This window comes from Roseateles sp. L2-2 (assembly GCF_050613215.1).
In the GTDB taxonomy this organism is placed as follows: Bacteria; Pseudomonadota; Gammaproteobacteria; order Burkholderiales; family Burkholderiaceae_C; genus Roseateles; species Roseateles noduli.
This window is the reverse complement of the sequence record NZ_CP192509.1, coordinates 4,010,467-4,037,433: the sequence shown is the minus strand read 5'-3', so window position 1 is coordinate 4,037,433 and position 26,967 is coordinate 4,010,467. Positions and strand designations below refer to the sequence as shown.

The 26,967-nt window shown below is 66.5% G+C and carries 29 protein-coding genes and 1 other RNA gene; 11 read left to right on the top strand and 19 right to left on the bottom strand.

Features of this window, described 5'->3' with window-relative positions:
* Window positions 1-17: 17 nt before the first annotated feature.
* Window positions 18-1,229: a DesA family fatty acid desaturase gene (locus ACQZ13_RS18115; RefSeq protein WP_431046806.1), complete on the top strand. Its 1,212-nt coding sequence runs from the start codon at window positions 18-20 to the stop codon at window positions 1,227-1,229.
* Between the two features lie 146 nt (window positions 1,230-1,375).
* Window positions 1,376-1,894, top strand: a complete 519-nt coding sequence (locus ACQZ13_RS18110; RefSeq protein WP_431046804.1) for a DUF3016 domain-containing protein — start codon at window positions 1,376-1,378, stop codon at window positions 1,892-1,894.
* A 124-nt stretch (window positions 1,895-2,018) separates the two neighbouring features.
* Here ACQZ13_RS18110 and rpmG read toward each other — a convergent pair whose 3' ends face one another.
* From rpmG to trxB, 3 genes are all read right to left on the bottom strand, one after another.
* The gene (gene rpmG, locus ACQZ13_RS18105) at window positions 2,019-2,189 is read right to left on the bottom strand and encodes a 50S ribosomal protein L33 (protein ID WP_067273562.1); all 171 of its coding nucleotides are present in this window, start codon (window positions 2,187-2,189) and stop codon (window positions 2,019-2,021) included.
* Window positions 2,190-2,211: 22 nt separating this feature from the next.
* Entirely contained in the window at window positions 2,212-2,445 is a 234-nt protein-coding gene (gene rpmB / locus ACQZ13_RS18100; protein WP_088407487.1) for a 50S ribosomal protein L28, read from the bottom strand.
* Between the two features lie 251 nt (window positions 2,446-2,696).
* Complete coding sequence (trxB, locus tag ACQZ13_RS18095) at window positions 2,697-3,656, bottom strand: thioredoxin-disulfide reductase (protein WP_088407486.1); 960 nt, start codon at window positions 3,654-3,656, stop codon at window positions 2,697-2,699.
* A 203-nt stretch (window positions 3,657-3,859) separates the two neighbouring features.
* Here trxB and ACQZ13_RS18090 point away from each other — a divergent pair, with 203 nt between their 5' ends.
* From ACQZ13_RS18090 to ACQZ13_RS18070, 5 genes are all read left to right on the top strand, one after another.
* On the top strand, window positions 3,860-4,528 hold the full coding sequence (locus ACQZ13_RS18090) for a Crp/Fnr family transcriptional regulator (RefSeq protein ID WP_088383470.1): 669 nt from the start codon (window positions 3,860-3,862) through the stop codon (window positions 4,526-4,528).
* Window positions 4,529-4,652: 124 nt separating this feature from the next.
* Complete coding sequence (locus ACQZ13_RS18085) at window positions 4,653-7,028, top strand: DNA translocase FtsK (RefSeq protein WP_431046800.1); 2,376 nt, start codon at window positions 4,653-4,655, stop codon at window positions 7,026-7,028.
* A 26-nt stretch (window positions 7,029-7,054) separates the two neighbouring features.
* Window positions 7,055-7,675 (top strand): outer membrane lipoprotein chaperone LolA, encoded by a 621-nt coding sequence (gene lolA / locus ACQZ13_RS18080; RefSeq protein WP_431046798.1) that lies wholly within the window; start codon window positions 7,055-7,057, stop codon window positions 7,673-7,675.
* Between the two features lie 35 nt (window positions 7,676-7,710).
* The gene (locus ACQZ13_RS18075; protein ID WP_431046796.1) at window positions 7,711-9,105 is read left to right on the top strand and encodes a replication-associated recombination protein A; all 1,395 of its coding nucleotides are present in this window, start codon (window positions 7,711-7,713) and stop codon (window positions 9,103-9,105) included.
* Between the two features lie 3 nt (window positions 9,106-9,108).
* Complete coding sequence (locus tag ACQZ13_RS18070) at window positions 9,109-10,098, top strand: amino acid ABC transporter substrate-binding protein (RefSeq protein WP_431046794.1); 990 nt, start codon at window positions 9,109-9,111, stop codon at window positions 10,096-10,098.
* Here the strand turns inward: ACQZ13_RS18070 and ACQZ13_RS18065 are convergent.
* Entirely contained in the window at window positions 10,013-11,044 is a 1,032-nt protein-coding gene (locus ACQZ13_RS18065; protein ID WP_431046792.1) for a LysR family transcriptional regulator, read from the bottom strand. The genes ACQZ13_RS18070 and ACQZ13_RS18065 overlap by 86 nt on opposite strands.
* Before the next feature lie 137 nt (window positions 11,045-11,181).
* Between ACQZ13_RS18065 and sugE the strand changes: the two genes are divergently transcribed.
* Complete coding sequence (gene sugE, locus ACQZ13_RS18060) at window positions 11,182-11,502, top strand: quaternary ammonium compound efflux SMR transporter SugE (protein WP_088407527.1); 321 nt, start codon at window positions 11,182-11,184, stop codon at window positions 11,500-11,502.
* A 12-nt stretch (window positions 11,503-11,514) separates the two neighbouring features.
* Here sugE and ACQZ13_RS18055 read toward each other — a convergent pair whose 3' ends face one another.
* On the bottom strand, window positions 11,515-12,570 hold the full coding sequence (locus ACQZ13_RS18055) for a hypothetical protein (protein ID WP_431046790.1): 1,056 nt from the start codon (window positions 12,568-12,570) through the stop codon (window positions 11,515-11,517).
* A 143-nt stretch (window positions 12,571-12,713) separates the two neighbouring features.
* Between ACQZ13_RS18055 and ACQZ13_RS18050 the strand changes: the two genes are divergently transcribed.
* Window positions 12,714-13,034, top strand: a complete 321-nt coding sequence (locus ACQZ13_RS18050; protein WP_431046789.1) for a hypothetical protein — start codon at window positions 12,714-12,716, stop codon at window positions 13,032-13,034.
* A 28-nt stretch (window positions 13,035-13,062) separates the two neighbouring features.
* On the opposite strand, the gene ACQZ13_RS18045 is transcribed toward ACQZ13_RS18050, so the two are convergent.
* From ACQZ13_RS18045 to rpsU, 6 genes are all read right to left on the bottom strand, one after another.
* Complete coding sequence (locus tag ACQZ13_RS18045; RefSeq protein WP_431046787.1) at window positions 13,063-13,818, bottom strand: hypothetical protein; 756 nt, start codon at window positions 13,816-13,818, stop codon at window positions 13,063-13,065.
* A 7-nt stretch (window positions 13,819-13,825) separates the two neighbouring features.
* Entirely contained in the window at window positions 13,826-15,355 is a 1,530-nt protein-coding gene (locus tag ACQZ13_RS18040; RefSeq protein ID WP_431053277.1) for a TRAP transporter large permease, read from the bottom strand.
* Window positions 15,355-15,963, bottom strand: a complete 609-nt coding sequence (locus ACQZ13_RS18035) for a TRAP transporter small permease subunit (RefSeq protein ID WP_431046785.1) — start codon at window positions 15,961-15,963, stop codon at window positions 15,355-15,357. The genes ACQZ13_RS18040 and ACQZ13_RS18035 overlap by 1 nt, the downstream gene beginning before the upstream one ends.
* A gap of 279 nt (window positions 15,964-16,242) precedes the next feature.
* Window positions 16,243-16,584: a TIGR01244 family sulfur transferase gene (locus ACQZ13_RS18030; protein ID WP_431046783.1), complete on the bottom strand. Its 342-nt coding sequence runs from the start codon at window positions 16,582-16,584 to the stop codon at window positions 16,243-16,245.
* A 33-nt stretch (window positions 16,585-16,617) separates the two neighbouring features.
* Window positions 16,618-17,064: a GatB/YqeY domain-containing protein gene (locus ACQZ13_RS18025; protein ID WP_421037180.1), complete on the bottom strand. Its 447-nt coding sequence runs from the start codon at window positions 17,062-17,064 to the stop codon at window positions 16,618-16,620.
* Between the two features lie 175 nt (window positions 17,065-17,239).
* Window positions 17,240-17,452 carry a 30S ribosomal protein S21 gene (rpsU, locus tag ACQZ13_RS18020; RefSeq protein ID WP_012346814.1) on the bottom strand — a complete coding sequence of 71 codons (213 nt, stop codon included), beginning with the start codon at window positions 17,450-17,452 and terminating at the stop codon, window positions 17,240-17,242.
* Between the two features lie 460 nt (window positions 17,453-17,912).
* On the opposite strand from rpsU, the gene ACQZ13_RS18015 reads away from it, so the two are divergent.
* On the top strand, window positions 17,913-18,932 hold the full coding sequence (locus tag ACQZ13_RS18015) for a GGDEF domain-containing protein (RefSeq protein WP_431046780.1): 1,020 nt from the start codon (window positions 17,913-17,915) through the stop codon (window positions 18,930-18,932).
* Between the two features lie 39 nt (window positions 18,933-18,971).
* Here the strand turns inward: ACQZ13_RS18015 and ACQZ13_RS18010 are convergent, their stop codons facing one another.
* The 8 genes from ACQZ13_RS18010 to ACQZ13_RS17975 form a co-directional block, all read right to left on the bottom strand.
* Window positions 18,972-19,409 (bottom strand): EVE domain-containing protein, encoded by a 438-nt coding sequence (locus ACQZ13_RS18010; protein ID WP_431053275.1) that lies wholly within the window; start codon window positions 19,407-19,409, stop codon window positions 18,972-18,974.
* A gap of 134 nt (window positions 19,410-19,543) precedes the next feature.
* A non-coding RNA gene (ssrS, locus tag ACQZ13_RS18005) (6S RNA) lies at window positions 19,544-19,724 on the bottom strand.
* A gap of 29 nt (window positions 19,725-19,753) precedes the next feature.
* Complete coding sequence (locus tag ACQZ13_RS18000) at window positions 19,754-20,098, bottom strand: cell division protein ZapA (protein WP_431046778.1); 345 nt, start codon at window positions 20,096-20,098, stop codon at window positions 19,754-19,756.
* The gene (gene zapB / locus ACQZ13_RS17995; RefSeq protein WP_088407473.1) at window positions 20,095-20,349 is read right to left on the bottom strand and encodes a cell division protein ZapB; all 255 of its coding nucleotides are present in this window, start codon (window positions 20,347-20,349) and stop codon (window positions 20,095-20,097) included. The genes ACQZ13_RS18000 and zapB overlap by 4 nt, the downstream gene beginning before the upstream one ends.
* Before the next feature lie 47 nt (window positions 20,350-20,396).
* Window positions 20,397-21,035, bottom strand: a complete 639-nt coding sequence (gene nth / locus ACQZ13_RS17990; RefSeq protein WP_431046776.1) for an endonuclease III — start codon at window positions 21,033-21,035, stop codon at window positions 20,397-20,399.
* A 56-nt stretch (window positions 21,036-21,091) separates the two neighbouring features.
* Complete coding sequence (gene rsxB / locus ACQZ13_RS17985; RefSeq protein ID WP_431046774.1) at window positions 21,092-21,790, bottom strand: electron transport complex subunit RsxB; 699 nt, start codon at window positions 21,788-21,790, stop codon at window positions 21,092-21,094.
* Window positions 21,787-23,109, bottom strand: a complete 1,323-nt coding sequence (locus ACQZ13_RS17980; protein WP_431046772.1) for a polyhydroxyalkanoate depolymerase — start codon at window positions 23,107-23,109, stop codon at window positions 21,787-21,789. Before ACQZ13_RS17980 ends, rsxB begins: the two co-directional genes overlap by 4 nt.
* A 263-nt stretch (window positions 23,110-23,372) precedes the next feature.
* Entirely contained in the window at window positions 23,373-24,575 is a 1,203-nt protein-coding gene (locus ACQZ13_RS17975) for an amino acid aminotransferase (protein WP_431046770.1), read from the bottom strand.
* 133 nt (window positions 24,576-24,708) lie between these two features.
* On the opposite strand from ACQZ13_RS17975, the gene uvrB reads away from it, so the two are divergent.
* The gene (gene uvrB, locus ACQZ13_RS17970) at window positions 24,709-26,874 is read left to right on the top strand and encodes an excinuclease ABC subunit UvrB (protein ID WP_431046768.1); all 2,166 of its coding nucleotides are present in this window, start codon (window positions 24,709-24,711) and stop codon (window positions 26,872-26,874) included.
* The last annotated feature ends 93 nt before the right edge of the window (window positions 26,875-26,967 follow it).

Here is a 26,967-nt window from a genome sequence, read left to right as displayed (position 1 = left end):
ACCGAATGAACGTATTGATGTCTGTGCATGACGCCATCCTGGCGTGGATGATCGACGGCCTCACCGGCGCCAGCTGGTGGCAGATCGTCGTCTTCACCTTGGTGGTGACGCATATCACCATTGCTGGCGTGACGATCTTCCTGCACCGCGCGCAGGCGCACCGGGCCCTGGACCTGGGTCCGATCCCGTCGCACTTCTTCCGCTTCTGGATGTGGTTGACGACCGGCATGGTCACCCGCGAATGGGTCGCCATCCACCGCAAGCACCATGCGAAGTGCGAGACCGTGGACGATCCTCACAGCCCCGTCACCCGCGGCATCAAGACGGTGATGACGCGCGGCGCCGAGCTGTATCGCGCCGAGGCCAAGAACGAGGAAACGATCAAGAAGTTCAGCCACGGCGTGCCGGACGACTGGATCGAGCGTCACGTCTACACGGGCCGTTCGGTCTGGGGTGTGTCGCTGATGATGATCATCGACCTGGCGCTGTTCGGCGTGGCCGGCATGGCGGTCTGGGCGATCCAGATGGCCTGGATCCCGTTCTGGGCGGCTGGCGTGATCAACGGCGTCGGCCACTACTGGGGCTATCGCAACTTCGAGGCGCAGGACGCGTCGACGAACGTGTCGCCGTGGGGCGTGATCATCGGCGGCGAAGAGTTGCACAACAATCACCACACCTACCCGACGTCGGCCAAGTTCTCGGTCAAGCCGTTCGAGTTCGACATCGGCTGGGGCTACATCCGCGCGATGGAGATGATCGGCTGGGCGAAGGTCCGCAAGACCGCGCCGCAGATCAAGACCGGCGAGCTCAAGGCCGTGGCCGACAAGGACACGCTGGAGGCCATCATCGCCAACCGCTATGAAGTGATGGCGCGTTATGCGCGCGGTCTGCGCGGCGCCTGCAAGGCCGAGCTGACCCAGCTGAAGGCGGCGGGTGAGCAGCACAGCGTCAAGTTCCACCAGTTCAAGCTGGCGACCCGCTGGCTGCACCGCGACGCCGAGAAGATCCCGGCGGCGTACCAGGCGCAGCTGGACGGCGCCCGCGCCGCGAGCCCGGTGCTCGACAAGCTGGTGACGATGCGCGAAGAGCTGCGTCAACTGTGGACCCGCACGAACGTGTCGGCCGAACAGCTGGTGCATGACCTGCAAGCCTGGTGCCGCAAGGCCGAGGAAAGCGGCATCGCTGAACTGAAGGCGTTCGCGACGGGCCTGCGTACCGTGCGCGTCTGATCGGACCGTCTGTCGGGTGATGAGTCGTCCTGAGTGACGGCCTTCACCGAGCGACAGATGAAGCAATGCAAAGGGCGCCCCTACAGGGCGCCTTTTTTCTTGGCGACGCCCATAATTTGTCCGGACTCTCAGACAAGGAGACTGACATGACGACCTCGACCTTCTTCAAGCGCGCCGCGCTGTTGGGCCTGACGAGCGTGAGCCTGGGGGCGATCGCCGCGGCCGCTCAGGCGCAGGCGGAAGTCACCTTCATCAAGCCGGAGAACTTCTCCGACATCGGCTGGATCGGCGTGGATCGTGACAACGCCATGAAGCAGCTGGAAGAGCATTTCAAGGCGCTCGCGGCGCGTGAGCTCCCCGGCAAGCAGCTCAAGATCGATGTCACGGACGTCGACCTGGCGGGCGAAGTCGAGCCGCGCGTCCGCACGGATCGCGTTCGCATCCTGCGGTCGGTGACGATCCCGCGCATGAGCTTCACCTACACGCTCAGCGAGAACGGCCAGGTGCTGAAGTCCGGCAAGGCCGACCTGAAGGACATGGACTACCAGAACAGCGGCGGCAACCGCTATTTCGACACCGAGTCCCTGCGCTACGAGAAGAAGATGATCGACGACTGGATGGCGCGCGAGCTGCTGGGCAAGGCGCACCTGGCGCCGGTCCGCTGATCGCGAGAAGGGCAGGGGCTGTGGCGGCCTCTGTTCATTGCTCCTGATGTGCGCTTGATCGCTGTCGATCGCCCATGAAAAAACCCGCCGAGAGGCGGGTTTTTTCTTCAAGGACCGGGCTGAATCACTTCAGCTTGGTTTCCTTGTACAGCACGTGCTTGCGTGCCTTCGGGTCGAACTTCATGAATTCCAGCTTTTGGGGCGTGGTCTTCTTGTTCTTGTTGGTGGTGTAGAAATGACCGGTGCCGGCAGTGGATTCCAGCTTGATCTTCTCGCGTCCGCCTTTGGATGCCATGGTGTCGCTCCTGGTTCAGTGATTAGGCTTGACCGCGCGAGCGCAGGTCGGCCAGCACGGCGTCGATGCCCTTCTTGTCGATCAGACGCAGACCTGCGTTGCTGATGCGAAGACGGACCCAGCGGTTTTCGCTCTCGACCCAGAAACGGCGGTATTGCAGGTTCGGGAGGAACCGGCGCTTGGTTTTGTTGTTGGCGTGGGAAACGTTGTTCCCGACCATGGGCTTCTTGCCCGTGACTTCGCAGACGCGTGCCATGAGGACACTCCGATACTTGTCATCCGGCGACCGTCCCAATCGTCCCGACCTTGCTGTCGAGTCGCGGGCGGCGGCCTCACCTCGCCATAGGGTGGCGGTATCCCATCTTCCTCGCGTCAAGATCCTTCACAGGTTGATGGCGCGGGGAAACGAAGAGTGTAGCAGAAACAGGCCGGCCCGCGCAAAGGCGGGCCGGTCGGGGTCTGGGTGCGGGCGCCCTGCGCGGGCGCCGCTCGCGCCGGGCGCGAGGGTCAGGCCGATTCCTGCTCCAGGAATCGCTGCGCATCCAGCGCGGCCATGCAGCCCGTGCCGGCGCTGGTGATGGCCTGGCGATAGACGTGGTCCTGCACGTCACCGGCGGCGAACACGCCCGGCACGCTGGTCATCGTGGCGAAGCCTTCCAGGCCGCTCTTCGTACGGATGTAGCCGTCCTTCATCTCGATCTGGCCTTCGAAGATGTCGGTGTTGGGCTTGTGTCCGATGGCGATGAAGCAGCCCTGCAGCTTGACGTCCGTCGTCGTGCCGTCCTGCGTGCTCTTGATGCGCACGCCGGTCACGCCGCTGGCGTCGCCCAGCACTTCGTCCAGCGTGTGGAACACGTGCAGTTCGATCTTGCCGGCCTTGACCTTCTCCATCAGCTTGTCGACCAGGATGGGCTCGGCGCGGAACTTGTCGCGACGATGGATCAGGTGGACCTTGCTGGCGATGTTGGACAGGTACAGCGCTTCCTCGACCGCGGTGTTGCCGCCGCCGACCACGCAGACTTCCTGCTCGCGATAGAAGAAGCCGTCACAGGTCGCGCAGGCGCTGACGCCGCGGCCCATGAACGATTCTTCCGACGGCAGTCCCAGGTATTGCGCCGAGGCGCCGGTGGCCAGCACGACCGCATCGGCCGTGTAGACCGCGCTGTCGCCGGTCAGCGTGAACGGACGCTTGGAGAAGTCGACGCTGTTGATGTGGTCGAAGACGATCTCGGTCTGGAAGCGCTCGGCATGTTCCTGGAAGCGCTGCATCAGTTCCGGACCCTGCACACCCATCACGTCCGCGGGCCAGTTGTCCACTTCGGTCGTGGTCATCAACTGACCCCCTTGCGCCATGCCCGTCACCAGAAGCGGCTTCAAGTTGGCACGCGCCGCGTAGATGGCGGCGGTGTAGCCGGCGGGGCCGGAACCGAGGATCAGCAGTTGGGCGTGGCGGGTGTTTTGGCTCATGACGGGGGAGATGGGGGTGCGTTCATCGGTCGCAAGGGACCGGGCAGGGACGACAGCCTAAGGCGACGCGCGGGCGGCCTATGGCGTTGACCCTATGAACAGGCGTGAACAAATTGGCACAATGCATCCATTCTAGGTGGCGGGTCCCTCTGCCATCCTGAGATCCACGATTGACCCTAACCACCGACAGGAGGCATCCCTTCATGGCCATGTTGTCCAACTTGGATCTGATCCGCAGGGTTCCCTTGTTCTCCCTGCTGACCGCCGACCAGGCCCAGTCCATCGCGGACAGCGTCGTCAAACGGCGCTTCAAACGCGGCGAGTTGATCGTCGAGCAGGGCACCAAGTCCAATGCGCTCTTCATCCTGCTCAACGGCCGCGCCCGCGTGCTGACCGCGGACAGCCGTGGCCGCGAAGTCATCCTCGCCGTGCTGCAGCCCGGCGACTACGTCGGCGAGATGAGCCTCATCGACAACGAACCCCACTCGGCCACGGTCCGTGCCGAGGTGCAGACCGACATGCTGGTGCTGGGCCGCGCCGATTTCGGCCGCGGTCTGCCGGAGTCGTCCAGCCTCGCCTACGGCATCCTGCGCGGCCTCGTGGCGCGCCTGAGAAACGCGGACCGCCAGATCGAATCGCTCGCGCTGCTCGACGTCTACGGCCGTGTCGCGCGCACGCTGCTGGACATGGCGGAGGAAGAGAAGGGCGTGAAGATCATCCGCGGCAAGGTGTCCCGGCAGGACATGGCCAAGGTCGTCGGCGCGTCGCGCGAGATGGTCAGCCGCGTCATGAAGGACCTGGAGGACAAGGGCGTCATCGAGACGCTCGAGAACGGCTCCGTGGTCATCAAGGAACGTCTGCAGCACGACTGACGATCCCGGTGGCGCGCCCGTTGAAGCGCCTGTCGACGCAAGGTCGATCGGCGCTTCAACGTTTCTTCACCTTGGTGGGGAGCCTCCTGTCCGGGACGCGGGGCTTGTGCGTCACAATCGAGGGATGAGTTTTCCCGGTTCCCTGCTGGGCGGCGGTGACGACGCCGCCCCGACCGAGCGCCCCGCGCCGGCACGCAAGTCCAAGAAGGCCGCGCCGCCGGCCGCTCCACCCACGCCCCCCAGCCCGCTGCGCACGCCGCTGTGGCTGCTGCTCGGCGCGATGGTGTGGTGCCTGGTCTTGCTCGCGATGGTCAGCCATGACCGCGCGGACGCCGCCTTCAGCACCGCCGGCACCTCGGCGCCGGCGCACAACCGCGTCGGCGCGCTCGGCGCCTGGATCTCCGACCTGATGCTGTTCGGCTTCGGCTACTCCTGCTGGTGGCTGGTGCTGATCTCGCTGCGCGCGTGGCTGAGCGGCCTGGCGCGCATGCTGCGCGCCGACGGTTCGTCCGTGCCCACCGTCAAGGACCGCCTGCCGGCCCTCGCCGGCGTCGCCCTTTTGATGGCCGCGAGTTGCTCGCTCGAATGGACGCGGCTGTGGCGATGGGACGAATTCCTGCCCGGCGGACATGCCGGCGGCGTGCTCGGCTACTGGCTGGGGCCGCTGAGCATGAAGCTGCTGGGCTTCGCCGGTTCGGGCGTCGTGTGGATCGCGGCGCTGGTGGCCGGCGTCTCGCTGGCGCTGAAATTCTCCTGGCTGCGCCTGGCCGAACAGATCGGCACCAAGATCGAAGCCCTGATCGAGAAGCGCACCGAGCGCCGCGAGATCGCCGAGGACAAGCGCGTCGGCAAGGAAGCCAAGCGCGAGCGCGAAGCCGTCGTCGAGGTCGAGCGCCTGGTCGAGGAAGAGCACCACATCCCCATCGTCATCGAACCGCCGGTGGCGGAGGTGCCGAAGTCCACGCGCGTCATCAAGGAACGGCAGCAGACGCTGTTCACCGATCCGACGGATGCCAAGCTGCCGCAGGTCGACCTGCTGGACTCGCCGCCGCCGCGCATCGAGACGGTGACGCCCGAATCGCTGGAGATGACCAGCCGCATGATCGAGAAGAAGTTGAAGGATTTCGGCGTCGACGTGCGGGTGGTGGCGGCGTCGCCGGGGCCGGTGATCACGCGCTATGAGATCGAGCCGGCGACCGGCGTGAAGGGCTCGCAGATCCTGGGCCTGGCCAAGGACCTGGCGCGCTCGCTGAGCCTGACCTCGATCCGCGTGGTCGAGACCATCCCGGGCAAGAACTACATGGCGCTGGAGTTGCCGAACGCGCGCCGCCAGACCATCCGCCTGTCGGAGATCCTCGGCTCGCAGGTCTACGCCGACGCTGCGTCGCCGCTGACGATGGGCCTGGGCAAGGACATCGTCGGCCTGCCGGTGGTGGCCGACCTGGCCAAGATGCCGCACTGCCTGGTGGCCGGCACGACCGGTTCGGGCAAGTCGGTGGGCATCAACGCGATGATCCTGTCGGTGCTCTACAAGGCCGAGGCCCGCGACGTCCGCCTCATCCTGATCGACCCGAAGATGCTGGAAATGAGCGTCTACGAAGGCATCCCGCATCTGCTGGCGCCGGTCGTGACCGACATGAAGCAGGCCAGCAACGCGTTGAACTGGTGCGTCAACGAGATGGAGCGCCGCTACAAGCTCATGTCCAAGATGGGCGTGCGCAATCTGGCGGGCTTCAACAAGAAGATCGCCGACGCGGCCGAGCGCGAGGAAAAGATCCCCAACCCGTTCAGCCTGACGCCGGAAGAGCCGGAGCCGCTGGAGCGTCTGCCGCACATCGTCGTCGTCATCGACGAGCTGGCCGACCTGATGATGGTGGTCGGCAAGAAGATCGAGGAATTGATCGCCCGCCTGGCGCAGAAGGCGCGCGCGGCCGGCATCCACCTGATCCTGGCCACGCAGCGTCCGTCGGTCGACGTGATCACCGGCCTGATCAAGGCCAACATCCCGACGCGGCTGTCCTTCCAGGTGTCGAGCAAGATCGACTCGCGGACCATCCTCGACCAGATGGGCGCCGAGGCGCTGCTGGGCATGGGCGACATGCTCTACATGGCCTCGGGCACCGGCCTGCCGGTGCGCGTGCACGGCGCCTTCGTCAGCGATGACGAAGTGCACCGCGTCGTCGAGTACCTGAAGGAGCAGGGCGAGCCCAACTACATCGAAGGCATCCTGGAAGGCGGTGTGCTCGATGGCGATGGCGGCAGCGACGGACTGCCCGGCCTGACCGCGGGCGGCGACGGCGAGTCCGACCCGATGTACGACCAGGCCGTGGCCATCGTGCTGCAGCACAAGCGGGCGTCGATCTCGCTGGTGCAGAGACATCTGCGCATCGGCTACAACCGGGCGGCCCGTTTGCTGGAGCAGATGGAGAAATCCGGGGTGGTCTCGTCGATGGCCACCAACGGCAACCGCGACATCATCGTGCCCAAGCGGGACGACTGACCGCGACGTAGATGAAGGCCCCTTCCATGTTCCGATCCTTGACCCGAAGCATCGCGGCGCTGGCCGTCTGCTTCACGACCCTGGCCCACGCCGACGGCGTGAGCGCCCTGCAGCAGTTCGTCAGCGAAGTGAAGAGCGGCCGCGCGAGCTTCACGCAGACCGTGACCGCGCCCGACGGCAAGCGCAAGAAGACGACGACCGGCACCTTCGAGTTCCAGCGTCCCAACCAGTTCCGCTTCAGCTATGCCAAGCCGGCGGAGCAGCTGATCGTGGCCGACGGCAAGGAAGTGTGGATCTACGATCCCGACCTGCAGCAGGCCAGCGTCCGCAACATGGACCAGGCGCTGGGCGCGACGCCGGTCTCGCTGCTGGCGGGCGGTGACCTGGCCAAGGACTTCACCTTGAAGGCCCTGCCTGCGGCGAACGGCCTCGATTGGGTGCAGGCGACGCCCAAGCGCAACGACAGCAGCCTGCAGAGCCTGAAGCTCGGCTTCAAGGGCCGCGAGCTGGGCGCGCTGGAGATCGTGGACGGCTTCGGCCAGCAGTCGGTGATGCAGTTCAGCGCGATCGAGCCCAACGCCAAGGTGTCCGCCGATCGCTTCCGCTTCACGCCGCCAGCGGGCACCGACATCGCCCGCCAGCCTTGAACGTTGAACGCTGAACGGCTGGTGAGCCTGCATCGATGAGCAACGCGTCGCTCTTCCCGGACGAGTTCGATCCCGTTCCCAGCGGACGGCCTTCGGCGGCCGTGGCCAGTGCCCACGCGCCGCTGCCCGAGCGTCTGCGACCGCGCAAGCTGGACGAGGTCGTCGGCCAGCGCCATCTGCTGGGCGAGGGGATGCCGCTGCGCGTGGCGCTCGAAAGCGGCCGGCCGCACTCGATGATCCTGTGGGGCCCGCCTGGCGTCGGCAAGACGACGCTGGCGCGCCTGATGACGCAGCATTTCGACGCGCAGTTCATTGCGATCTCCGCGGTGCTGGGCGGCGTCAAGGACATCCGCGAAGCGGTCGAGCGCGCGCAGGCCGCGGCGGGACAGGGCCGGCGCACGATCGTGTTCGTCGACGAGGTCCACCGCTTCAACAAGGCGCAGCAGGATGCCTTCCTGCCGCATGTCGAGTCGGGACTGTTCAGCTTCATCGGCGCGACGACGGAGAACCCGTCGTTCGAGGTGAACTCGGCGCTGCTGTCGCGGGCGACGGTGCATGTGCTGAAGTCGCTCGACGAGCAGGACATGCGCGAGCTGCTGGCGCGCGGACGTGAGGTGCTGGGCGCGCCGCCGGTGAGCGAGGCCGCCACGCTGCGGCTGATCGGTTATGCCGACGGCGACGCGCGGCGTCTGCTGAACACGCTGGAGACCGTGGCGCAGTTGACGCCGGCGGGCACGGCGGAGATCGACGAGGCGCTGCTGGAACGCACGCTCGGCGAGCAGCTGCGGCGCTACGACAAGGGCGGCGACCAGTTCTACGATGTGATCTCGGCGCTGCACAAGTCGGTGCGCGGGTCCAACCCGGACGGCGCGCTGTACTGGCTGGTGCGCATGCTCGACGGCGGCGTCGACGCGCGCTACATCACGCGACGGCTGATCCGCATGGCGAGCGAGGACATCGGCAACGCCGACCCTCGCGCGCTGCGCATCTGCCTGGATGCGGCCGAAACTTATGAGCGCCTCGGTTCGCCGGAAGGCGAGCTCACGCTGGCGCAGGCGGTCGTCTATCTGGCGATCGCGCCGAAGTCGAACGCCGTCTACAACGCCTACAACCAGGTGCGCGCGCTGATCAAGCAGGACAGCTCGCGACCGGTGCCGGTGCATCTGCGCAATGCGCCGACGCGCCTCATGAAGGAGCTCGGCTACGGCAAGGCCTATCGCTACGCGCATGACTTCCCGGGGGCGTACGTGGCGGGCGAGCAGTACCTGCCGGACGGCCTCGAGGACCAGCGCTTCTACGAGCCCGTGCCACGCGGTCTGGAGATCAAGATCGGGGCGCGCCTCGACGAGCTGCGGCGGCTGGATGCCGGAGCGCTCGGGCAGGCGGATGCCAACGGCGGCGCCGGCTTCGGCGATGACGGCGAGGGCTGATCGATGAACACGCGGATCGTCGGTGCCGTGACCGGGTTGATCCTGACGCTGGTCTCGATGGCCGATGCGTCGTTCGCCGAGGCCGCCACCGTCAAACCGCGGCTCGCTGCGCCATCGGCTTCCGCTTCCCGCCCCGCGCAGCCGCCCGAAGGTCCGACGCTCAACCGCATCCGCGAGACCGGCGTCGTCGTCATCGGCTACCGGCCGGCGTCGGCGCCGTTCAGCTACCTCGATGCGCAGCTGCGGCCGACAGGCTATTCAGTCGACCTCTGCGAACGCGTGATCGCCTCGCTGCGCGTGAGGCTCAAGCTGCCCGACCTGGAAGTCCGCCGGGTCGCGGTCGGTTCCGCGACCCGCATGCCGATGGTCAGCAACGGCACGCTGGACATGGAGTGCGGCATCACGACCAACACGGCCGAGCGCGCGCGCAGCCAGGCGTTCTCGGTGACCATCTTCGTGGCCGAGACCAAGCTGATGACGCGCCACGGCGAGAAGGTGCAGAGCCTGCTCGACCTGCGCGGCCGGCCCGTGGTGAGCACGATCGGAACGACCAGCATCCAGCACCTGGCCAAGGTCAACGAGCAGCAGGGGCTGAACATCCGCATCGTCGCCGGGCTGGACGATCCGGATGCGTTCCAGCTGCTGCGCAGCGGCCGCGCCGACGCGTTCATGATGGACGACGTCATCATCCGCGCACTCCTGGCGCAGCAAGGGGCCGCGGTGTCGGCGGACGACTATGTGATCTCCGATCGCGCGCTGACGGTTGAGCCCTATGCGATCGGGCTCAACCGCGACGATCCGATGTTCAAGACCATGGTTGACGACGTGTTGATCGGCCTGTTCCGCAGCGGCGAGATCCACGCGATCTACAAGCGCTGGTTCGAGTCGCCGCTGCCGCCGTCGGGCATCAACCTGAAGCTGCCGATGAACGCCGCTTTCCGGCGCGTGGTCGAGCAGCCGACGGACTCGCCGGATCCGGAGCGCTACCGCTGAGCGGCTTGATGGCCGACATGACGGCCGACGTGCGATCGCCGGCAACAGCGCCTGAGCAGCCGTCGCGCCCGTTCAGCAGTTCCACGAATCGCCGCGCGGCGAGACCCAGCGGGCGCGTCTGCGTCCACACCACGTCGACATAGAGTTGCAGCGCCGTCGTGAAGTTGCCGGCGGGGATCTGCACCAGTTCGCCGGAGGCCAGCGCCGCGCGCACGAAGCCCGAGGGCAGCCACGCCCAACCCAGCCCCGCAGCCACCATCCGCAGCGCCGCCACCGGACTGTCGGTGCGCCATTGCACCCGGGAAACGGCGATCCGCTTGTCGACGTCACAGGCGTCCCGGCCGGCGACGAGGATCTGACGTTCCGCGATGAGGTGCTCGTCGCGGAGCGCAGACGGTTCACGCGCGAGCATCGGATGCGAGGCCGCGGCGACGGCGATCAAGGTTTCACGCGCCACCTCCTGGAACTGCTCCGACGGATCGAGCCCTTGGCGCTCGAACACGAGGGCCAACTGTGCGCGGCCCGACTTCAGCATCGCGAGCGCATCCGCCTGCGGCGCGGTCAGCACCTCGACGTCCAGCAACGGGAACTCGGTGGACAGCGTCGTCAGCGCATCGCTCCACGGCGTCGCGGCGACGAGTTCGGGCACGACCGTGATCGTCATCGAGGGCTCCAGCCCCTGCGTCATCGACAGCGCGTGGCGGTTGAGCTGTCCGAGCTGCTCGGCCAGCAGCCGCGCCTGCGGCACCAGCGCGAGCGCCTGCGCGGTGGGGACGGGTTCCCGCCCGGCGCGATCGAAGAGGACGAGGTCGAGCTGGGCCTCGAGGTTCGCGATCGTCATGCTGACGGCCGAAGGCACGCGCCCCAGCGCGCGTGCAGCGGCGGAGAACGAGCCGTGATCGATCGCGGCGAGGAAGACACGGAGGTTGTCGAGGTCGAAAGCCATGGCGTGCTCTTGCATCTGTCAATGGATCTGCCAGTGAATCTATCAGTGGATCTGATGGATTCTGACTTTAAGTATCAGGAGCTCGAACATACAGTCACGGGCATCCGCTTTCAAGATCCACTTTCAAGGAGATGACGATGGTGTGGGGCGTGTTGTTTCTGGCCGGGCTGTTCGAGATCGGTTGGGCCGTCGGTTTGAAGTACACGGACGGCTTCACCCGCCTGTGGCCGACGGTGGGCACCGTGGCGGCGATGGTGACGAGCGTCGTGCTGCTGGGCTGGGCGCTGAAGCACCTCCCGGTGGGGACGGCCTATGCGGTATGGACGGGCATCGGCGCCGTCGGGACCGCGATCGCGGGCATCGTGCTGCTGGGCGAATCGGCGTCGCTGGCACGGCTGGCGTGCATCGGCCTGATCGCCGTGGGCATCATCGGCTTGAAGATGTTCTCGTCGCAGTGAGCTGGCCGAGGATCAGCGGAAAGTCTTGAGTGCCTGCTGGCCCGCCGGCGTCAGATAGGGCCAGACGGCGTCGATCGGCAGCGAGACATCTTCGGCGCACGGCGTCATCGCGTACGAGGCCTGCGTATGGAAGACGAGCTGCTTCGATTCCGGATGGATCGAGCTGCCCATCCAGCTCACCTCGTCGCGGCATTCGGCTTCCTCTCCGTTGCCGCCGCCGTCGGCGTAGGCTTTCACCAGCAGCTTGCCGAGGCGCGAGTCCTTCGGGATCTCCTTGCGCCACTCGGACCGCAGCCAGGAGGCGACGTCGGCCTCCGCCCCGGTGTCCAGGCGATAGGTGGTGACGCTGTTGCCGTGCCACGGATGCGCACCGCCGCAGTAGCCCTCGTTCCAGGTGTCGACGACGACGAAGGCGGCGTTCCAGGCAACGATCTTCTGCGTTTGCGAGGACTCATAGCCGGCTTCGGGGCCTCGATCACGCCGACCCTGCGCCATGCAGTCGACGTGATCGAGGACCGCGTCCGCGGCCTTGTCCCACAACGTGGCGTTCAGCGTTGCGATGGCGGGCGTCGTCCCAATCAGGCGGACGCCGACCTGCGTGGTGTCAGGTGTCGTGCCTCCGGCGCCGCCTCCCGGCACGGGGAAAGTCAGCGCCTCATAGCGGCGACCTTCGATCTGGGCCGCCTTTGCGGAGGTCGGCTTGAGCGCGGCCTTGCGGCTCGCGTTGTAGTCGCGCTCCTTGATCGCCACAGCGGTGATCGGCAGCGTCTTCGAGCCGTCGATGGAGCGCCACTCGCCGCTCAGCGTGCTGGCATCGCAACCGAGCTTCAGCCGGCCGGTCGGCTTTTCCTTGGCGTCGAGTTCCTGCCATTCGCCGGTCTTGGCATCGCGGACGAGCGTGAGGTCGCCGAGCGAGCCGCGGTAGTAGTAGCGGCCGATCGCAGGCCGCTCGCCCTCGGCAGGGTTGAGTTCCATCGACACCGGTGTGCTGCCCAGCGTGCCGCGCCAGGAGCCCTTGTCGCAGGGCTCGGCGGCGTGTGCCGCGGTTGGGACGAGCGTCGCCGCCAACGTCAGCGTGATCGACGCGTGAAGGCGGATAGCTGGGAGGCGGTGGAGGAGGGCGGATGGATGTGCGCGCATGACGACGACTGTAGCGAGCGCAGGGCATGACGCTTGCCGACGAAGGTCATCGAGACATCCTGGAGATTGCCATGCCTGACTTCGACAAGCCTCGCGACAAGGCCTACGACCACGAGCAGGAAGCCGCCTACTGGCGCGACAACTACGCCAAGCGGCCCTACATCCAGCAAGGCGACACGCACGATGACTTCGGTCCCGCGTACGCCTACGGCGTCGACGCGTTCGCCCGCTACCCCGACCGCGAGTTCGAGGACTTCGAGGCCGAACTGCACCGCGACTGGGGCAACCAGCGCCAGGGCTCCTCGCTGGAATGGGCGAGGGCGAAGCCCGCCGTGAAGGATGCCTGGGATCGCATCAAGGAGGCGTCGAACATGCCGCCGTCGACGCGCTGAAGCGCACCATCGAGGGTGACGTCGCGCCTCAGCAGGGAGCGGTGATCGCGCCAAACAACCCGTTGAGGACGTTCGTCGTCACCCGCGCCCGATTCAGGACGATGTCGCCGAGCAGCGCGGTTACGCCGGCAAGCCAGGCGGCGTAGCCGAGCCCCACGTAGTCGCTGAAGAGGAGGGTGTGCAGCCAGTCCTGGGCGAAGAGATAACCGTAGCCGGTGATTCCGACCGCCACGAGGATCAACAGCGCCGGCACGGTCAGTTGGATCGCCGCGCGAGGCCGCCACCATGCGATCAGCGTGAGCAGGGCGAAGGCGGTGGCATTGGTGCCGGTGACGATGCGGAATTCGCGCAGCCACTGCCGGCTCACGGAGGCGTAGGCCGTCTCGGCGATATGGCGCAAGGACTGCTCTGCAGCGGTGATGGTGGCGACGCGATCGCGCGCGCTGTCTTCGATCAGTTGGGCGATCCGGCGGCGGCATTCGCAACTGGCGTCCTGCATGTTGGCGAGGACGGTCTGCGTGATGCGTGGCACCGCGTCGCGCAGGCGCGCGGAGGCGGCGATGCGATCAGCCTCTATTCGCTTGAGCGCATCTTGGGCGAGTGCTCCGAGGCGTGACTCGTCCAGGCGATCGATGCGTTCGCCGATACGACGTTCCATCTCGATCCGCAGCAGCTCACGCGCGCCACGTTCGATGAGCAGCGGCTGCACGAGCGACACCAGCAAGGCGACGCCGAACATCGCGGCCCCCAGTGCTCCGATCAGCATCAGCGCTCGACGCAGCATGTGCCGCCTATCGAGCCTCGGACGCCGGCGACGACGCGGCCTCAGAGGCCGCTTCCGCCGGCAGCCCGAACAGCGCATTCGTATCCGCGTTCGGATCGGTGCGCTCCGCCTGACCGGCGTCGATGCCCTGGAGCATCTCCGTCGCCTTGTCCATGTCGACCGCCTCCACCTTGTCGAGGAACGCCGTCACCGTGACGGGGAAGAAAATGACGATGGCGACGAGGATCAGTTGCATCACCACCCAGGGGATGGAGCCGAGATAGATGTCGCTCGACAGCACCTTCCTCGGCAGCGCACCGTTCTTGAAGAGCGTGTCCGAGATCCCTCGCAGATAGAACAGCGCGAACCCGAACGGCGGATGCATGAAGCTGGTCTGCATGTTTACGCAGAGCATCACGCCGAACCACACCAGGTCGATGCCCATCTTGTCGGCGACCGGGCCGAGCAGCGGCAGGATGATGAAGGCGATCTCGAAGAAGTCGAGGAAGAACGCCAGGAAGAAAATGAACAGGTTGACGACGATCAGGAAGCCGATCTGACCGCCTGGCAGGTTCGAGAGCAGGTGCTCGATCCACTTGCCGCCTTCGACGCCCTGGAACACCAGCGAGAAGGTCCGCGAGCCGATCAGGATGAACACCACCATCGCGGTGATGCGCATGGTGCCGATCATGGCGTCCTTGACCACGGGCCAGTTCAGCCGCCGGTGCGACGCCGCCAGGATGAACGCGCCGACGGCGCCCATCGCGCCGGCCTCGGTCGGGGTGCAGATCGCCGTGTCGATGCCGGGCAGTCCACCCATCGAGCCCAGCACCGCGAAGATCAGGATCGCCGACGGGATGATCCCGCGCAGACACTTCGCCCACAGCGCCCAGCCGTCGAGGGTGCGGGCCTCCTTGGGCACGCCGGGCACGTGCTCGGGCCGGATGCGCGACACCATGAAGGTGTACAGCGCAAAGATCAGCACCTGCAGGATCGACGGTCCCCACGCGCCCTTGTACATGTCGCCGACGGGTTTGCCGAGCTGGTCCGCGAGCACCACCAGCACCAGCGACGGTGGCACCAGCTGCGTGATCGTCCCGGAGGCCGCCAGCACGCCGGTGGCGTATCGCATGTTGTAGCCGTAGCGCATCATGACCGGCAGCGAGATCATCGCCATCGCGATCACCTGACCCGCCACCGTGCCGGTGATCGCGCCGAGGATGAAGCCCACGATGATCACCGAGTAGCCCAGCCCGCCGCGCACCGGCCCGAAGAGCTGGCCCATCGAATCGAGCATGTCCTCGGCGAGCCCGCATTTCTCCAGCAACGCCCCCATCAGCGTGAAGAAGGGGATCGCCAGCAGCAGGTCGTTGGACAGGATGCCGAAGACGTTCTGCGGCAGCGCCGACATGAACGAGGGCGGGAACCATCCCTGGCTCACCGCAAAGAAGCCGCAGGCCAGGCCGAGCGCGGCCAACGAGAACGCGACGGGGAAGCCGATCAGCATGATGATGATCAGCCCCGCGAACATCAGCGGGGGAAACTGCTCCATCGTGATCATTGCAGCGGCCTCTCGTAGTGGGTGTCCATCTCGACGAGATGGGCGAGGTAGCCGATGCGCTTGATCACCTCCGAGATCCCCTGTAGGAACACCAGCGCAAAGCCCACCGGCAGCGTCAGCGCGGCCGGCCAGCGGATCAGGCCGCCGGCGTTGCCCGACACCTCGCCACTGGTGAACAGCTTCCACGCATAGCCGCCGTAACCGAGCGCGGCAACGGTGTCATCCGCGCGCATGCCGGTGGTGAGCTTCACCAGGAAGAAATCCCACGACAGCCAGCCCGCGTACGCCATCACGGGGATCAGGAACACGATGAGCCCGAACAGATCGACGTAGACCTTGCCGTGGCCGCGCAGCCGCGTGTACAGGATGTCGACGCGCACGTGCTCGTTGAGCCGCAAGACCTGCGCCGCGCCACCCATCACGCAGGCGGCAAACAGGTACCACTGGATCTCAAGGAAGGCGTTGGAGCTGATGTCCAGCCCGTAGCGGATCACCGCATTCGCGGCGCTGATAAAGCACGACAGCAGGACAGCCCAGGCGGCAAGCGTGCCGAACCGGTCCGTCAGCCAGTCGATGCCCTTGGCAAGTGCAAGCAGGGCTTTCATCGACGAGTCCAGGTCTCCATCTCGAACCCCGACGGGAGGGCTCTCGGTTCTTGTGTGTAGACGTGGACTTTAGCCAGCGAGGGCTGTCGGAAAGCTGAATTCGGGAGGGGTTGCGGGAAAGCCCCGACATGCCAGGGATGGAGCGTTGATCGAGGCGCCCGGGGGCCCTTTCCTCCATCTCCCTCCTTTGCTTGCCTCCCGGCAAGCAAATTCCCTCCTTAAGTTCCGGAAAGGGCCCCCGGTCGCCTCGATCCGAGGCACCGAGGACCACGCGTCGGATCAGAGTTGGGTGGCGGCGGCGAAGAGGCGCGTGGAACGCGCGCCAGAGCGGCAGAACGCCAGCACAGGCGTCGGCACTTCGTCGAGCAGTGCGCGCATGGCGGCGATCTCTTCCGGCGACTGGTAGCCGCCTTGCACCGGCAGGTGGTGATAGACCAGTCCCGCGGCTTCGGCAGCGGCACGAATCTGCTCGCTGGTGGGCTGGTCGGGGCCATGCTCGAAATCAGGCCGGTTGTTGATCACCGACTTGAAGCCGGCCCCCGCCAGCGCCGCCATGGCTTCCGGCGTCAGTTGCGGGGCGACGCAGAAATCGGGCGTCAATTGTTGGACGGTCAGTTCCATCGCGAACTCCTGTCGTTGAATCGAGGGAAAGCTTCAGCCCGCCAGCGCGGCCTTCACCGCCGCCGAGACCAGGCCCATGTCAGCCTTGCCCGCCAGCTTGCCCTTCACGGCACCCATCACCTTGCCCATGTCGGCCGGACCCTTGGCGCCCAGCTCGGCCACGATGGCGGCGACTTCGGCCTTGATCTCGGCCTCGCTCAGGCGCTGCGGCAGGTAGACCTCCAGCACCTTCAGTTCGGCGCTTTCCTTGTCGGCCAGATCCATGCGGCCGGCGGCCGTGAACTGGCTGATCGAGTCCTTGCGCTGCTTGATCAGCTTGTCGACGATGCCCACCAGCATCACGTCATCCACCTCGACGCGCTCGTCCACTTCCTTCTGCTTCACCGCGGCCAGCAACAGGCGGATCGTGCCCAGACGTTCGCTGTCCTTGGCGCGCATCGCCGTCTTCATGTCTTCGGTGATCTGTTCCTTCAGGCTCATGAGGGCTCCTTGATTCGTGGTCTCGAGGGAGAGGTGGGAGAGGGGAGAGATGTCGTAATGTCGCGCAGAAACAGAAAAGCCCGCGGCAGCGTCCTGCGCGGGCTTTCTGTGCTGTTCCGACGGTGGGGATCGTCAGTGGACGGGTCCCCGGTGCCGAAGCGGTCCGATCAGACGATCAGTACAGCTTCTTGGGCAGCTGCATGCTGCGCACGCGCTTGTAGTGACGCTTGACGGCCGCAGCCTTCTTGCGCTTGCGCTCGGCAGTCGGCTTCTCGTAGAACTCGCGGGCGCGCAGCTCGGTGAGCAGGCCCAGCTTTTCGATCGTGCGCTTGAAGCGGCGCAGGGCCACGTCGAACGGCTCGTTTTCTTTGACGCGAATGGTGGTCATGAAATTCCTTCAAATAGCGCTCGGTGTTCGCGAGGAAGGACTTGCCTTCGAAGCGGAGTATCCGGATTCCACTTCCGAATCGACGCGCAGGGTTTGCCAGCAAAACGAGGATTCTAGCCTTATTTTTGACCGTTCGCCATCTGCCGCGATGCAAGCGCGTTGCACCGGACACGACGCCGGGTGTCGACGCCCTTGTCCCCTGTGAAGGCCCCATGCCGACCTTGAAAGGGGATGTGACATTTTCACGCCTTTACCCCCGTGGGAGCGCAAGCTCGCCTCTCTGGGCGAAGCGCATCGCTCTGCGTCCGAGCCAGGGCAAGCTAGGATGCCGGACCCCAAGCTTAGGGGGAGTGGCACCTCTGTGCTGCCGACGGCACTTGCCCCGGCGACGGACGGCCATCTACATTCGATCCACCACCATTCGACCGCGAGGGGCCGCCCCCCTGGCCCGGCCCGACCCATGGAATTACAAGCCGCCGCGACACCCGCGCCTGCCAGTTTCGATGCCTGGCTGGAATCGTCGGGAACGCCCCAGACGCCCGTTGCGGCCGGCTTGCTCAGCCTGCTGGAGCCGACCGGCGCCTGCCTGACCGTGAAGTCGATGGCCACCGGACGTTATGTCTTCGCCAGCCCCGGCATGAGCGAGCTCTTCGGTCGCGTGGAGGCCGGCATCGTCGGTGCCGCCGACGCCGAGCTGATGCGCGGCGACGAAGTGCAGGCGATGCGCCGTTCCGAACAGGCCACGCTGGCGCAGCGCGGCGTGGTGAGTTCGGAGCACCGCCTGGAGATCGGCGGCCGCCGTCGCGAGTTCATGGTCATGCGTGTGCCGCTCGGCGCGGAACACGTGATGGCGCTGTGGAGCGACAAGACCGAGGAGCGCCATCGCGAGACGCACCTGCAGCGCGCGCTGCAGCAGCTCGAACAGCAGCAGAAGTCGCTGGAGCAGATGCGCCGCGAGCTGCAGCAGGGCAGCGGCCGCGACGAGGTCTCCGGCCTCTACATGCGGGCGCAGTTCGACGATCAGCTGCTGCGGGAGATCGATCTCTCGACCCGCGAGCATCGTGAGTTCACGCTGGTGCTGATCGCACTGGATCCGGTGTCGCCGGAGGCCGGCCTGGGCGAAGAGGCCCGCCAACGCCTGCTGGAAGGCCTGGGGCGCATGCTCCGCGCCAACACCCGGGCGATGGACGCGGCCTGCCGCATCGGCGACGACCTGTTCGCCGTGCTGCTGTCGGGCGTTGGCCTCGCGACCGCGCATGCGCGGATGGAGCAACTGCGCCGTCAGTGTCATGCCCAGATCGTCGTGCTGCACGGGCAGGACATCGGCCTGTCGCTGTCGATGGGCGTGGCGAGCTTCCCGCACACCGCTTCCCGCCAGGAAGAGCTGCTGGGCGCCGCCGAGATGGCGGTCAAGGAAGCGCAGCGCCGCGGCGGCAATCAGGTCGTGCTGGCGTCGATCCCTTTCGGGATGGGCGGCTGAGGCCGCTGGAGGACTCCGCGTCGCCGTCGCGCTCGCCGGTCAGGCGAGCAGCTTCTGGAGGTGGCGCCACTCCGCCGGCGTCACCGGCGTGATCGACAGCCGGTTGCCCGGCTGCAACGTGCGCATGTCGGCGAGCGCCGGGTCGCGCTTCATCTCCGCCAGGCTCAGCAGGCGCGTCTTGCGCACGAAGCGCACATCGACGTGCTGCCAGCGCGGTTCTTCGCGCTTGGACTTCGGATCGAAGTAATGGCTCGCCGGATCGAACTGGGTCTCGTCCGGATACGCGGCGCTGCTGACTTCGGCGAAACCGGCGATGCCGGGCTCCGGGCACGACGAGTGATAGAAGAGCACGCCGTCGCCGACGCGCATCTGGTCGCGCATGAAATTGCGGGCCTGGTAGTTGCGCACGCCCGTCCACGGAAGTTCGCCGGCGGCTTGCAGATGATCGATCGAGGCCTCGTCCGGTTCGGACTTCATCAGCCAGTACTGCGGGGACGCGTTCGCTGCGGTGTTCAAGGCGGGATCCTCACGACGATGGCCGAAGACGGCGGACGATGATCGACCATGAAAAAACCGCGCGTGATGGTGGATCAGGCGCGGTTTCGGGAAGAGGTGTCCACGGCGAACCGTGAGCCGCATTCCTGAACCCTAGGGGTACAGGTGGGCGAGGTCAGCAGGGCTTCGGGTTCATCTGACGCGAGACGCTCACACCAGCTCTGCAATGTTCCAAGCCCTTGCTCGCGAAAGCATCGGTTCAAGGAAATATAAAACTCACGCGAACGCAGTGGACAGGGTGGATTCTACGCGCCGCCATCCAGCGTTCACAGCAGTTGCCCGTCTTGGACAAGGGCTTCATCGAGCCGCTTCATCAGCGTTTCAAGATCGGGTATGGCGCCGTCGGCGGCGACAGCGCGGACGTCACTGCTCGTTGCATCGGTTGCATCGCCAGCGGCGGCGGCGTTCGCCGTCGATTCGGTGAGCGAATAAGCGAGGTTCAAGGCCGCCAGCACGGCGATGCGCTCACGCGCCTTGACGCGGCCAGCGTCGCGGATGGCGCACATTTCCTTGTCCACGCGGCCCACCGCCTTCTGCAGCGCGGCTTCGCCGCCTTCAGGGCAGCCGAGCAGGTAGCTCTGGCCCATGATCGTGACTTCCATTTGCTTCATGCGCCCGTCTTTCGAGAGTCAGAGGTGTCAGTGCCGTCGCCGCTCTCCAGGAGATCGACCGCTTCCAGCGGCAGGCGGTCCAGCAGGGCGTCGACGCGCGCGCGCGCCGCGGCCAGTCTGGAGCGCAGGCTGTCGCGTTCCAGCGAAAGCGCCTGGACCTGTTGCTCGAGCAGGTCGTTCGTGCGTTTGAGTTCCTCGTGACGCACCAGCAGGCGCTCGACGCGGTCGACTAGGTCGTTGATGCTGGACATGGCTTCCCTGACGGATGAACGCGCAGATTGTAGGGGCGGGGGTTCGCTCAACGCGCCGCGGCCAGGGGCGCGCTGTCACATTGCGCGACGACGGCGCAACGCTCGCACAGCGGTCGGCGCGCCTGGCAGACGTAGCGTCCATGCAGGATCAGCCAATGGTGCGCGTCGACCAGGAACTCGTCCGGCACGCGTTCGAGCAGTTGCTGTTCGACCTCCAGGACGTTCTTCCCCGGCGCCAGGCCCGTGCGGTTGCCGACGCGGAAGATGTGCGTGTCCACGGCCATCGTCGCTTCGCCGAAGGCGACGTTGAGTACCACGTTCGCCGTCTTGCGGCCGACGCCGGGCAGCGATTCAAGCGCCTCGCGGCTCTGCGGCACGGCGCCGCCGTACTGTTCGACCAGGATCCGGCAGGTCGCGTACAGGTTCTTCGCCTTGGTCTTGTAGAGCCCGATCGTCTTGATGTAGTCGGCGAGCTTCTCCTCGCCGAGGTCGAGGATCTTCTGCGGCGTGTTGGCGACGACGAACAGCCGCCTCGTCGCCTTGTTGACGCCGACGTCGGTGGCCTGCGCGGACAGCAGCACCGCGGCGAGCAGTTCGAAGACGCTGGCGTATTCCAGCTCGGTCTGCGGCGACGGATTGGCGCGGCGGAGGATCTCGAAGAATTCGCGGACTTGGATCTGATTCATGGCGAGCGGCGATGGCTGGCAGAGGCAGGCGATGGCTGGCGGTACGGAGACGGCGCTCAGACGCCGCGCTTGGCGCGGGCCCGTGCGAGCGCGGCCTCGATGACGGCGCGCTTGCGGTCGATCTGCGCGGCGTCGGTGAGGCGCGTTTCCTCTTCGAGGTGGTCGAGCTTGTGCTGCGCCTTGGCTTCAAGACGCGCGTCATGCTCGCGCAGGTCGCGCGCGACGCGGATCTCGTGCCAGCGGTAGCGTTCACGGGCGCGCTCGGCCTGCGGCGCGCTCCACGCGGCCCAGCCGCTGCGTCCCGGCGTCACGTCGGTCAGGGAAATGCAGTCGACCGGGCACACCGGGATGCAGAGTTCGCAACCGGTGCAGTCGGCGTCGATGACGACGTGCATCTGCTTGTTGGTGCCGATGATGGCGTCGACGGGGCAGGCCTTGATGCACAGCGTGCAGCCGATGCACCAGCCTTCGTCGATGACGGCGAGCCGGCGGGGGCCCTCGATGCCGTTCTCGGGATTGAGGGGCAGGGCGTCCCGGGCGGTCAGCGCGGCCAGGCGGGAGATGCCCTCGGCGCCACCGGGCGGGCACTGGTTGATCGCCGCCTCCCCGCGCGCGATCGCGTGGGCGTACGAGTGGCAGTCGGGATAGCCGCAGCGCGTGCATTGCGTCTGCGGCAGGGCCAGATTCAGGCGTTCGACGAGGTCGTCGAACGGGGCGGAGGTCGGTTCAGCGGAGGCGGAAGCGGCGGGGTTCACTCGGTCGGCTTGCGCGACCGGCGGGCCGCAGCCGGTCGGGCGGCGGCACGCTTGGCCGCGACGGGCTTGTGCAACGGGGCCGCATCGTACTTCGCAATGAAGTCGCGGATCACCGGATAGACCTTCTCGCGCCAGCGGCGGCCCGAGAAGATGCCGTAGTGGCCGGCACCCACCGCGTCGTAGTGGGCCTGATCCTTCGCGCCGATGCCGCTGCACAGTTCGTGCGCCGCCTTGGTCTGACCGGCACCGGAGATGTCGTCCAGCTCGCCCTCGACCGTCAGCAGCGCCGTCTGGGTGATGTCCTGCGGACGCACCAGATCGCCGCCCACTTCCCAGGTCCCGTTCACCAGCGCGAAGTCCTGGAACACCGTCTTGATCGTGTCCAGGTAGTACTCCGCCGGCATGTCCAGCACGGCGTTGTACTCGTCGTAGAAACGCCGGTGGGCGTCGACACTGTCGTCGTCGCCGCGGACCAGGTCCAGGAAGTAGTCGTAGTGCGAGCTCAGGTGGCGGTCCGGGTTCATCGCCACGAAGCCGGTGTGCTGCAGGAAGCCGGGATAGACCTCGCGGCCCGCGCCCGGGAAGTTGGTCGGAACGCGGTAGATCACGTTGTTCTCGAACCAGCTGTAGCTCTTGTTCATCGCCAGGTTGTTGACGGCCGTCGGGCTGCGGCGGGCGTCGATCGGACCGCCCATCATCGTCATCGAGCGCGGCGTGGTCTCGCCCTTGGTGGCCATCAGAGAGATCGCGGCCAGCACCGGCACCGTCGGCTGGCAGACCGAGATCACATGGCAGTCCTCGCCGACGTGGCGGATGAAGTCCTGGACGTAGTAGATGTAGTCGTCGAGGTGGAAGGCGCCGGCTTCCATCGGCACCATGCGGGCGTCGGTCCAGTCGGTGATGAAGACTTTGTGGTCCTTCAGCAGCTGCTTGACGGTGTCGCGCAGCAGCGTGCTGTGGTGGCCCGACAGCGGCGCCACGACCAGCACGGTCGGCTGCGCCTTCATCTTGGCCAGCACCGCCTGATCGTCGGTGTAGCGCTTGAAGCGAAGCAGGCGGCAGAACGGCTGCTCCAGCGCGACCAGTTCCTGCACCGCGACGTCGACGCCGTCGACCTCGACGCTGTTGATCTCGAACTCCGGCTTCTCGTATTCCTTGGCCAGGCGGTGCATCAGATCCAGGCCCGCGGACATCCGGTGCGACAGCGGCGTATGGGCGAAGGGCGACAGCGGATGGCTGTACAGCTTGGCCGTGGCGCTGGCAAATTCGGAGAACGGGCTCAGCAGCGCGCGTTGGGTTTCATAAAGCTGGTAGAGCATCTGGCGGACCTCTCGAGGGGGAGTGAGGCGAAGGCTGGCACCCGTTGTGCAATGCAGCAATTCTAGGCCCCGGCTTCTGGCAGTGTGTGTCGCCAGCGTTCCGTGCAGGGCGGGAGGAGGGGCTTCGAAGCGCCCCATTTCGCCATAAATGCGCAGGGCCGGCCCGCTTGCGGCGGGTCCGGCCCTGTGTTCGAAGGCCGATCGTGCGATCAGCGCATCGAAGTGTGGCGCTGGAAGCGCGGATCCTCAGCGGATCAGTCCGCTCAGCCCTTCTTGACGGCGGCGATCGCGGCGGCGACCGGCTTCAGGTTCTTGCTGTTCAGCGCCGCGACACAGATGCGGCCCGAGTCGACGCCGTAGACGCCGAACTCCGAGCGCAGGCGCTGCATCTGCTCCGCAGACAGGCCGCTGTAGCTGAACATGCCCTTCTGACGGGTGACGTAGCTCAGGTCATCGGTGATGCCGGCGGCCTTGAGCTCGGTGACCAGCGCCTCGCGCATCTGCTTGATGCGCACGCGCATGCCGGCCAGTTCCTCTTCCCACTGGGCGCGCAGCGCCGGGGTCGACAGCACGGTGGCCACGACCTGCGCGCCGTGCGTGGGCGGGTTGGAGTAGTTGGTCCGGATGACGATCTTGAGCTGGCTCAGGACCTTGACCGTTTCTTCCGCGGAGGCGCAGACCACGCTCAGCGCGCCGACGCGCTCGCCGTAGAGCGAGAAGCTCTTGGAGAAGCTGGTCGACACGAAGAAGTCCAGGCCGGCGTCCAGGAACTGCTGGATCACGGCGCCGTCCTCGGCGATGCCCTCGCCGAAGCCCTGGTAGGCCATGTCGAGGAAGGCGACGAGGTGCTTGGCCTTGACGACTTCGACCACCTGCGCCCATTGCGCGGGTGTCAGGTCGTAGCCGGTCGGGTTGTGGCAGCACGCGTGCAGCACGACGACCGTGCCGGCCGGCGCGGCGTTGAGCGCCGACAGCATCCCGTCAAAGTTGATGCCGCGGTTGGCGGCGTCGTAGTAGGGGTAGGTCTCGACCGGGAAGCCGGCGTTGGTGAACAGCGCGCGGTGGTTTTCCCAGGACGGATCGGAGATCAGCACCGTCGCGCCCGGGTTCAGGCGCTTGAGGAAGTCCGCGCCGATCTTCAGGCCGCCGGTGCCGCCGATGGCCTGCACGGTCGCCACGCGCTTGCTCTTGAGCACGTCGCTGTCGGCGCCGAAGACCAGGCCCTGGACTGCCAGGTCATAGGCGGCGATGCCGTCGATGGGCAGGTAGCCGCGCGGCTTGGGAGCGGCGTGCATCTGCGCTTCCGCGGCGGCCACGCAGGCCAGCAGCGGCAGCTTGCCGTTGTCGTCGTAATAGACGCCGACGCCCAGGTTGACCTTGTTGGGATTCGGGTCGGCGTTGAATTGCTCGTTCAGACCCAGGATGGGGTCGCGAGGGGCCATGGCGACGGCGGCGAACAAGGACATGGAGGCTTTCCTGACAAACGGTGGAGAGGACTGCGCTACGCTGTCGCGTCCTGACGCCCGAGGCGCCTCCTGAGCGCCCAGCGAAGCCCGCCGATTGTAGGCAGGGAACATGCGTTGCCCCTGGGAAACCCTGATGAGCCGTTCTACCGTCGCCAAGCCTGAAACCTCCGTTGCCAAGGGGGAGAAACCTGCCCCGCCAGAGGCGGAAGCCGCCGGCGCGGGCGAGCCGCCGAAGGGCGAATTCGTCTCTTTCGAAGGCTCTCCCTTCCAGCTCTTCCAGCCGTATCCGCCGGCGGGCGACCAGCCGACGGCCATCCAGGGGCTGGTGGACGGCGTCAACGACGGCGAGAGTTTCCAGACGCTGCTGGGCGTGACGGGGTCGGGCAAGACCTTCACGATGGCCAACACGATCGCGCGCCTCGGACGCCCGGCGATCGTCTTCGCGCCCAACAAGACGCTGGCGGCGCAGCTGTACAGCGAGTTCCGCGAGTTCTTCCCCAAGAACGCGGTCGAGTACTTCGTCAGCTACTACGACTACTATCAGCCCGAGGCTTACGTTCCGCAGCGCGACCTGTTCATCGAGAAGGACAGCGCGATCAACGAGCAGATCGAGCAGTTGAGACTGTCCTGCACGAAGAGCCTGCTGGAGCGGCGCGACGTGGTGATCGTGGCGTCGGTGTCGGCGATCTACGGCATCGGCAACCCGAGCGACTATCACCAGATGGTGATGACGCTGCGGGTGGGCGACAAGGTCGGCCAGCGCGACGTGATCCAGCAGCTGGCGCGCATGCAGTACACGCGCAACGAGATGGAATTCACCCGCGGCCACTTCCGCGTGCGCGGCGACACGATCGACGTGTTCCCGGCCGAGCACTCGGAGCTGGCGCTGCGGATCGAGCTCTTCGACGACGAGGTCGAAGGGCTGGTGCTCTTCGATCCGCTGACCGGCCAGATCCGGCAGAAGATCCCGCGCTTCACCGTCTATCCGTCGAGCCACTACGTGACCCCGCGCGATCGCGTGGTCGCCGCGATCGAGACGATCAAGGAGGAGCTGCGCGAGCGCGTCGCCTTCTTCATCAAGGAGGGCAAGCTGGTCGAGGCCCAGCGGCTGGAGCAGCGCACGCGCTTCGACCTGGAGATGCTCCAGGAGGTCGGCCACTGCAAGGGCATCGAGAACTACACGCGCCACCTGTCGCAGGCCGCGCCCGGCGATCCGCCGCCGACGCTGGTGGACTACCTGCCGCCCGACGCGCTGATGTTCCTGGACGAGAGCCACGTGCTGATCGGCCAGTTCGGCGGCATGTACAACGGCGACCGGGCGCGCAAGAGCACGCTGGTGGAGTACGGCTTCAGACTGCCGTCGGCGATGGACAACCGGCCGCTGAAGTTCGAGGAGTACGAGCGCAAGATGCGCCAGGCCATCTTCGTCAGCGCGACGCCGGGCGACTATGAAAAGCGCCAGGCCGGCAACGTGGTCGAGCAGCTGGTGAGACCGACGGGACTGGTGGACCCGGTCGTCGAGGTGAGACCGGCCGTGCACCAGGTCGACGACGTGCTGCAGGAGATCCGCGACCGCGTCGAGATCCACGAGCGCGTGCTGATCACGACGCTGACCAAGCGCATGGCCGAACAGCTGACCGAGTACCTCAGCGACAACGGCGTGAAGGTGCGCTACCTGCACTCGGACATCGACACCGTCGAGCGGGTGGAGATCCTGCGCGACCTGCGGCTCGGGACCTTCGACGTGCTGGTGGGCATCAACCTCCTGCGTGAGGGCCTGGACATCCCCGAGGTGTCGCTGGTGGCGATCCTGGACGCGGACAAGGAAGGTTTCCTGCGCGCGGAACGCAGCCTGATCCAGACCATCGGGCGGGCCGCGCGGAACGTGAACGGCAAGGCGATCCTGTATGCGGACCGCATGACCGAGTCGATGAAGAAAGCCATCGGCGAGACCGAACGCCGTCGCGCCAAGCAGGTCGAGTTCAACGAGGCCAACGGCATCACGCCGCGCGGCGTGGTCAAGCGCATCCGCGACCTGATCGACGGGGTCTACAGCGACAAGCCGGGGCGCGACGACGCCAAGGTGATCCACGACGCGGCGGAGGTCGAGGCGCTGAGCGAGAAAGACCTCAGCAAGCGCATCACCCAGCTGGAGAAGCAGATGCTGGAACACGCGCGCAACCTGGAGTTCGAGAAGGCCGCGCGGTTGCGCGACCAGCTCTCTCAGCTCAAGGAACAGGCGTTCGGCGCGGCCGTCCACGACAACGTCGTGCCGATCACCGCGGGCAAGGGGAAGTAAGGCGCTTCCGGTCGAAGTTCCTCGACTTCGATCGGCCAAGCGCGGGCTCTCCACGGGGCATGGGGCCTCGCGTCCGCGAACCCCAAGCCCCAT

Bases quoted from the DNA above. Each gene is read 5' to 3' on its own strand.
- ACQZ13_RS18035 (WP_431046785.1), bottom strand. From the start codon at position 15,963: ATGAAAGCCCTGCTTGCACTTGCCAAGGGCATCGACTGGCTGACGGAC.
- ACQZ13_RS18115 (WP_431046806.1), top strand. From the start codon at position 18: ATGTCTGTGCATGACGCCATCCTGGCGTGGATGATCGACGGCCTCACC.
- uvrB (WP_431046768.1), top strand. From the start codon at position 24,709: ATGAGCCGTTCTACCGTCGCCAAGCCTGAAACCTCCGTTGCCAAGGGG.
- nth (WP_431046776.1), bottom strand. From the start codon at position 21,035: ATGAATCAGATCCAAGTCCGCGAATTCTTCGAGATCCTCCGCCGCGCC.
- ACQZ13_RS18075 (WP_431046796.1), top strand. From the start codon at position 7,711: ATGAGCAACGCGTCGCTCTTCCCGGACGAGTTCGATCCCGTTCCCAGC.
- ACQZ13_RS18090 (WP_088383470.1), top strand. From the start codon at position 3,860: ATGGCCATGTTGTCCAACTTGGATCTGATCCGCAGGGTTCCCTTGTTC.
- ACQZ13_RS18030 (WP_431046783.1), bottom strand. From the start codon at position 16,584: ATGGAACTGACCGTCCAACAATTGACGCCCGATTTCTGCGTCGCCCCG.
- ACQZ13_RS18110 (WP_431046804.1), top strand. From the start codon at position 1,376: ATGACGACCTCGACCTTCTTCAAGCGCGCCGCGCTGTTGGGCCTGACG.
- ACQZ13_RS18045 (WP_431046787.1), bottom strand. From the start codon at position 13,818: ATGCTGCGTCGAGCGCTGATGCTGATCGGAGCACTGGGGGCCGCGATG.
- rpsU (WP_012346814.1), bottom strand. From the start codon at position 17,452: ATGACCACCATTCGCGTCAAAGAAAACGAGCCGTTCGACGTGGCCCTG.
- lolA (WP_431046798.1), top strand. From the start codon at position 7,055: ATGTTCCGATCCTTGACCCGAAGCATCGCGGCGCTGGCCGTCTGCTTC.
- ACQZ13_RS17980 (WP_431046772.1), bottom strand. From the start codon at position 23,109: ATGCTCTACCAGCTTTATGAAACCCAACGCGCGCTGCTGAGCCCGTTC.
- ACQZ13_RS17975 (WP_431046770.1), bottom strand. From the start codon at position 24,575: ATGTCCTTGTTCGCCGCCGTCGCCATGGCCCCTCGCGACCCCATCCTG.
- ACQZ13_RS18000 (WP_431046778.1), bottom strand. From the start codon at position 20,098: ATGAAGCAAATGGAAGTCACGATCATGGGCCAGAGCTACCTGCTCGGC.
- ACQZ13_RS18050 (WP_431046789.1), top strand. From the start codon at position 12,714: ATGCCTGACTTCGACAAGCCTCGCGACAAGGCCTACGACCACGAGCAG.
- ACQZ13_RS18025 (WP_421037180.1), bottom strand. From the start codon at position 17,064: ATGAGCCTGAAGGAACAGATCACCGAAGACATGAAGACGGCGATGCGC.
- zapB (WP_088407473.1), bottom strand. From the start codon at position 20,349: ATGTCCAGCATCAACGACCTAGTCGACCGCGTCGAGCGCCTGCTGGTG.
- rpmG (WP_067273562.1), bottom strand. From the start codon at position 2,189: ATGGCATCCAAAGGCGGACGCGAGAAGATCAAGCTGGAATCCACTGCC.
- ACQZ13_RS18015 (WP_431046780.1), top strand. From the start codon at position 17,913: ATGGAATTACAAGCCGCCGCGACACCCGCGCCTGCCAGTTTCGATGCC.
- sugE (WP_088407527.1), top strand. From the start codon at position 11,182: ATGGTGTGGGGCGTGTTGTTTCTGGCCGGGCTGTTCGAGATCGGTTGG.
- rpmB (WP_088407487.1), bottom strand. From the start codon at position 2,445: ATGGCACGCGTCTGCGAAGTCACGGGCAAGAAGCCCATGGTCGGGAAC.
- ACQZ13_RS18070 (WP_431046794.1), top strand. From the start codon at position 9,109: ATGAACACGCGGATCGTCGGTGCCGTGACCGGGTTGATCCTGACGCTG.
- ACQZ13_RS18085 (WP_431046800.1), top strand. From the start codon at position 4,653: ATGAGTTTTCCCGGTTCCCTGCTGGGCGGCGGTGACGACGCCGCCCCG.
- ACQZ13_RS18065 (WP_431046792.1), bottom strand. From the start codon at position 11,044: ATGGCTTTCGACCTCGACAACCTCCGTGTCTTCCTCGCCGCGATCGAT.
- trxB (WP_088407486.1), bottom strand. From the start codon at position 3,656: ATGAGCCAAAACACCCGCCACGCCCAACTGCTGATCCTCGGTTCCGGC.
- ACQZ13_RS18010 (WP_431053275.1), bottom strand. From the start codon at position 19,409: ATGAAGTCCGAACCGGACGAGGCCTCGATCGATCATCTGCAAGCCGCC.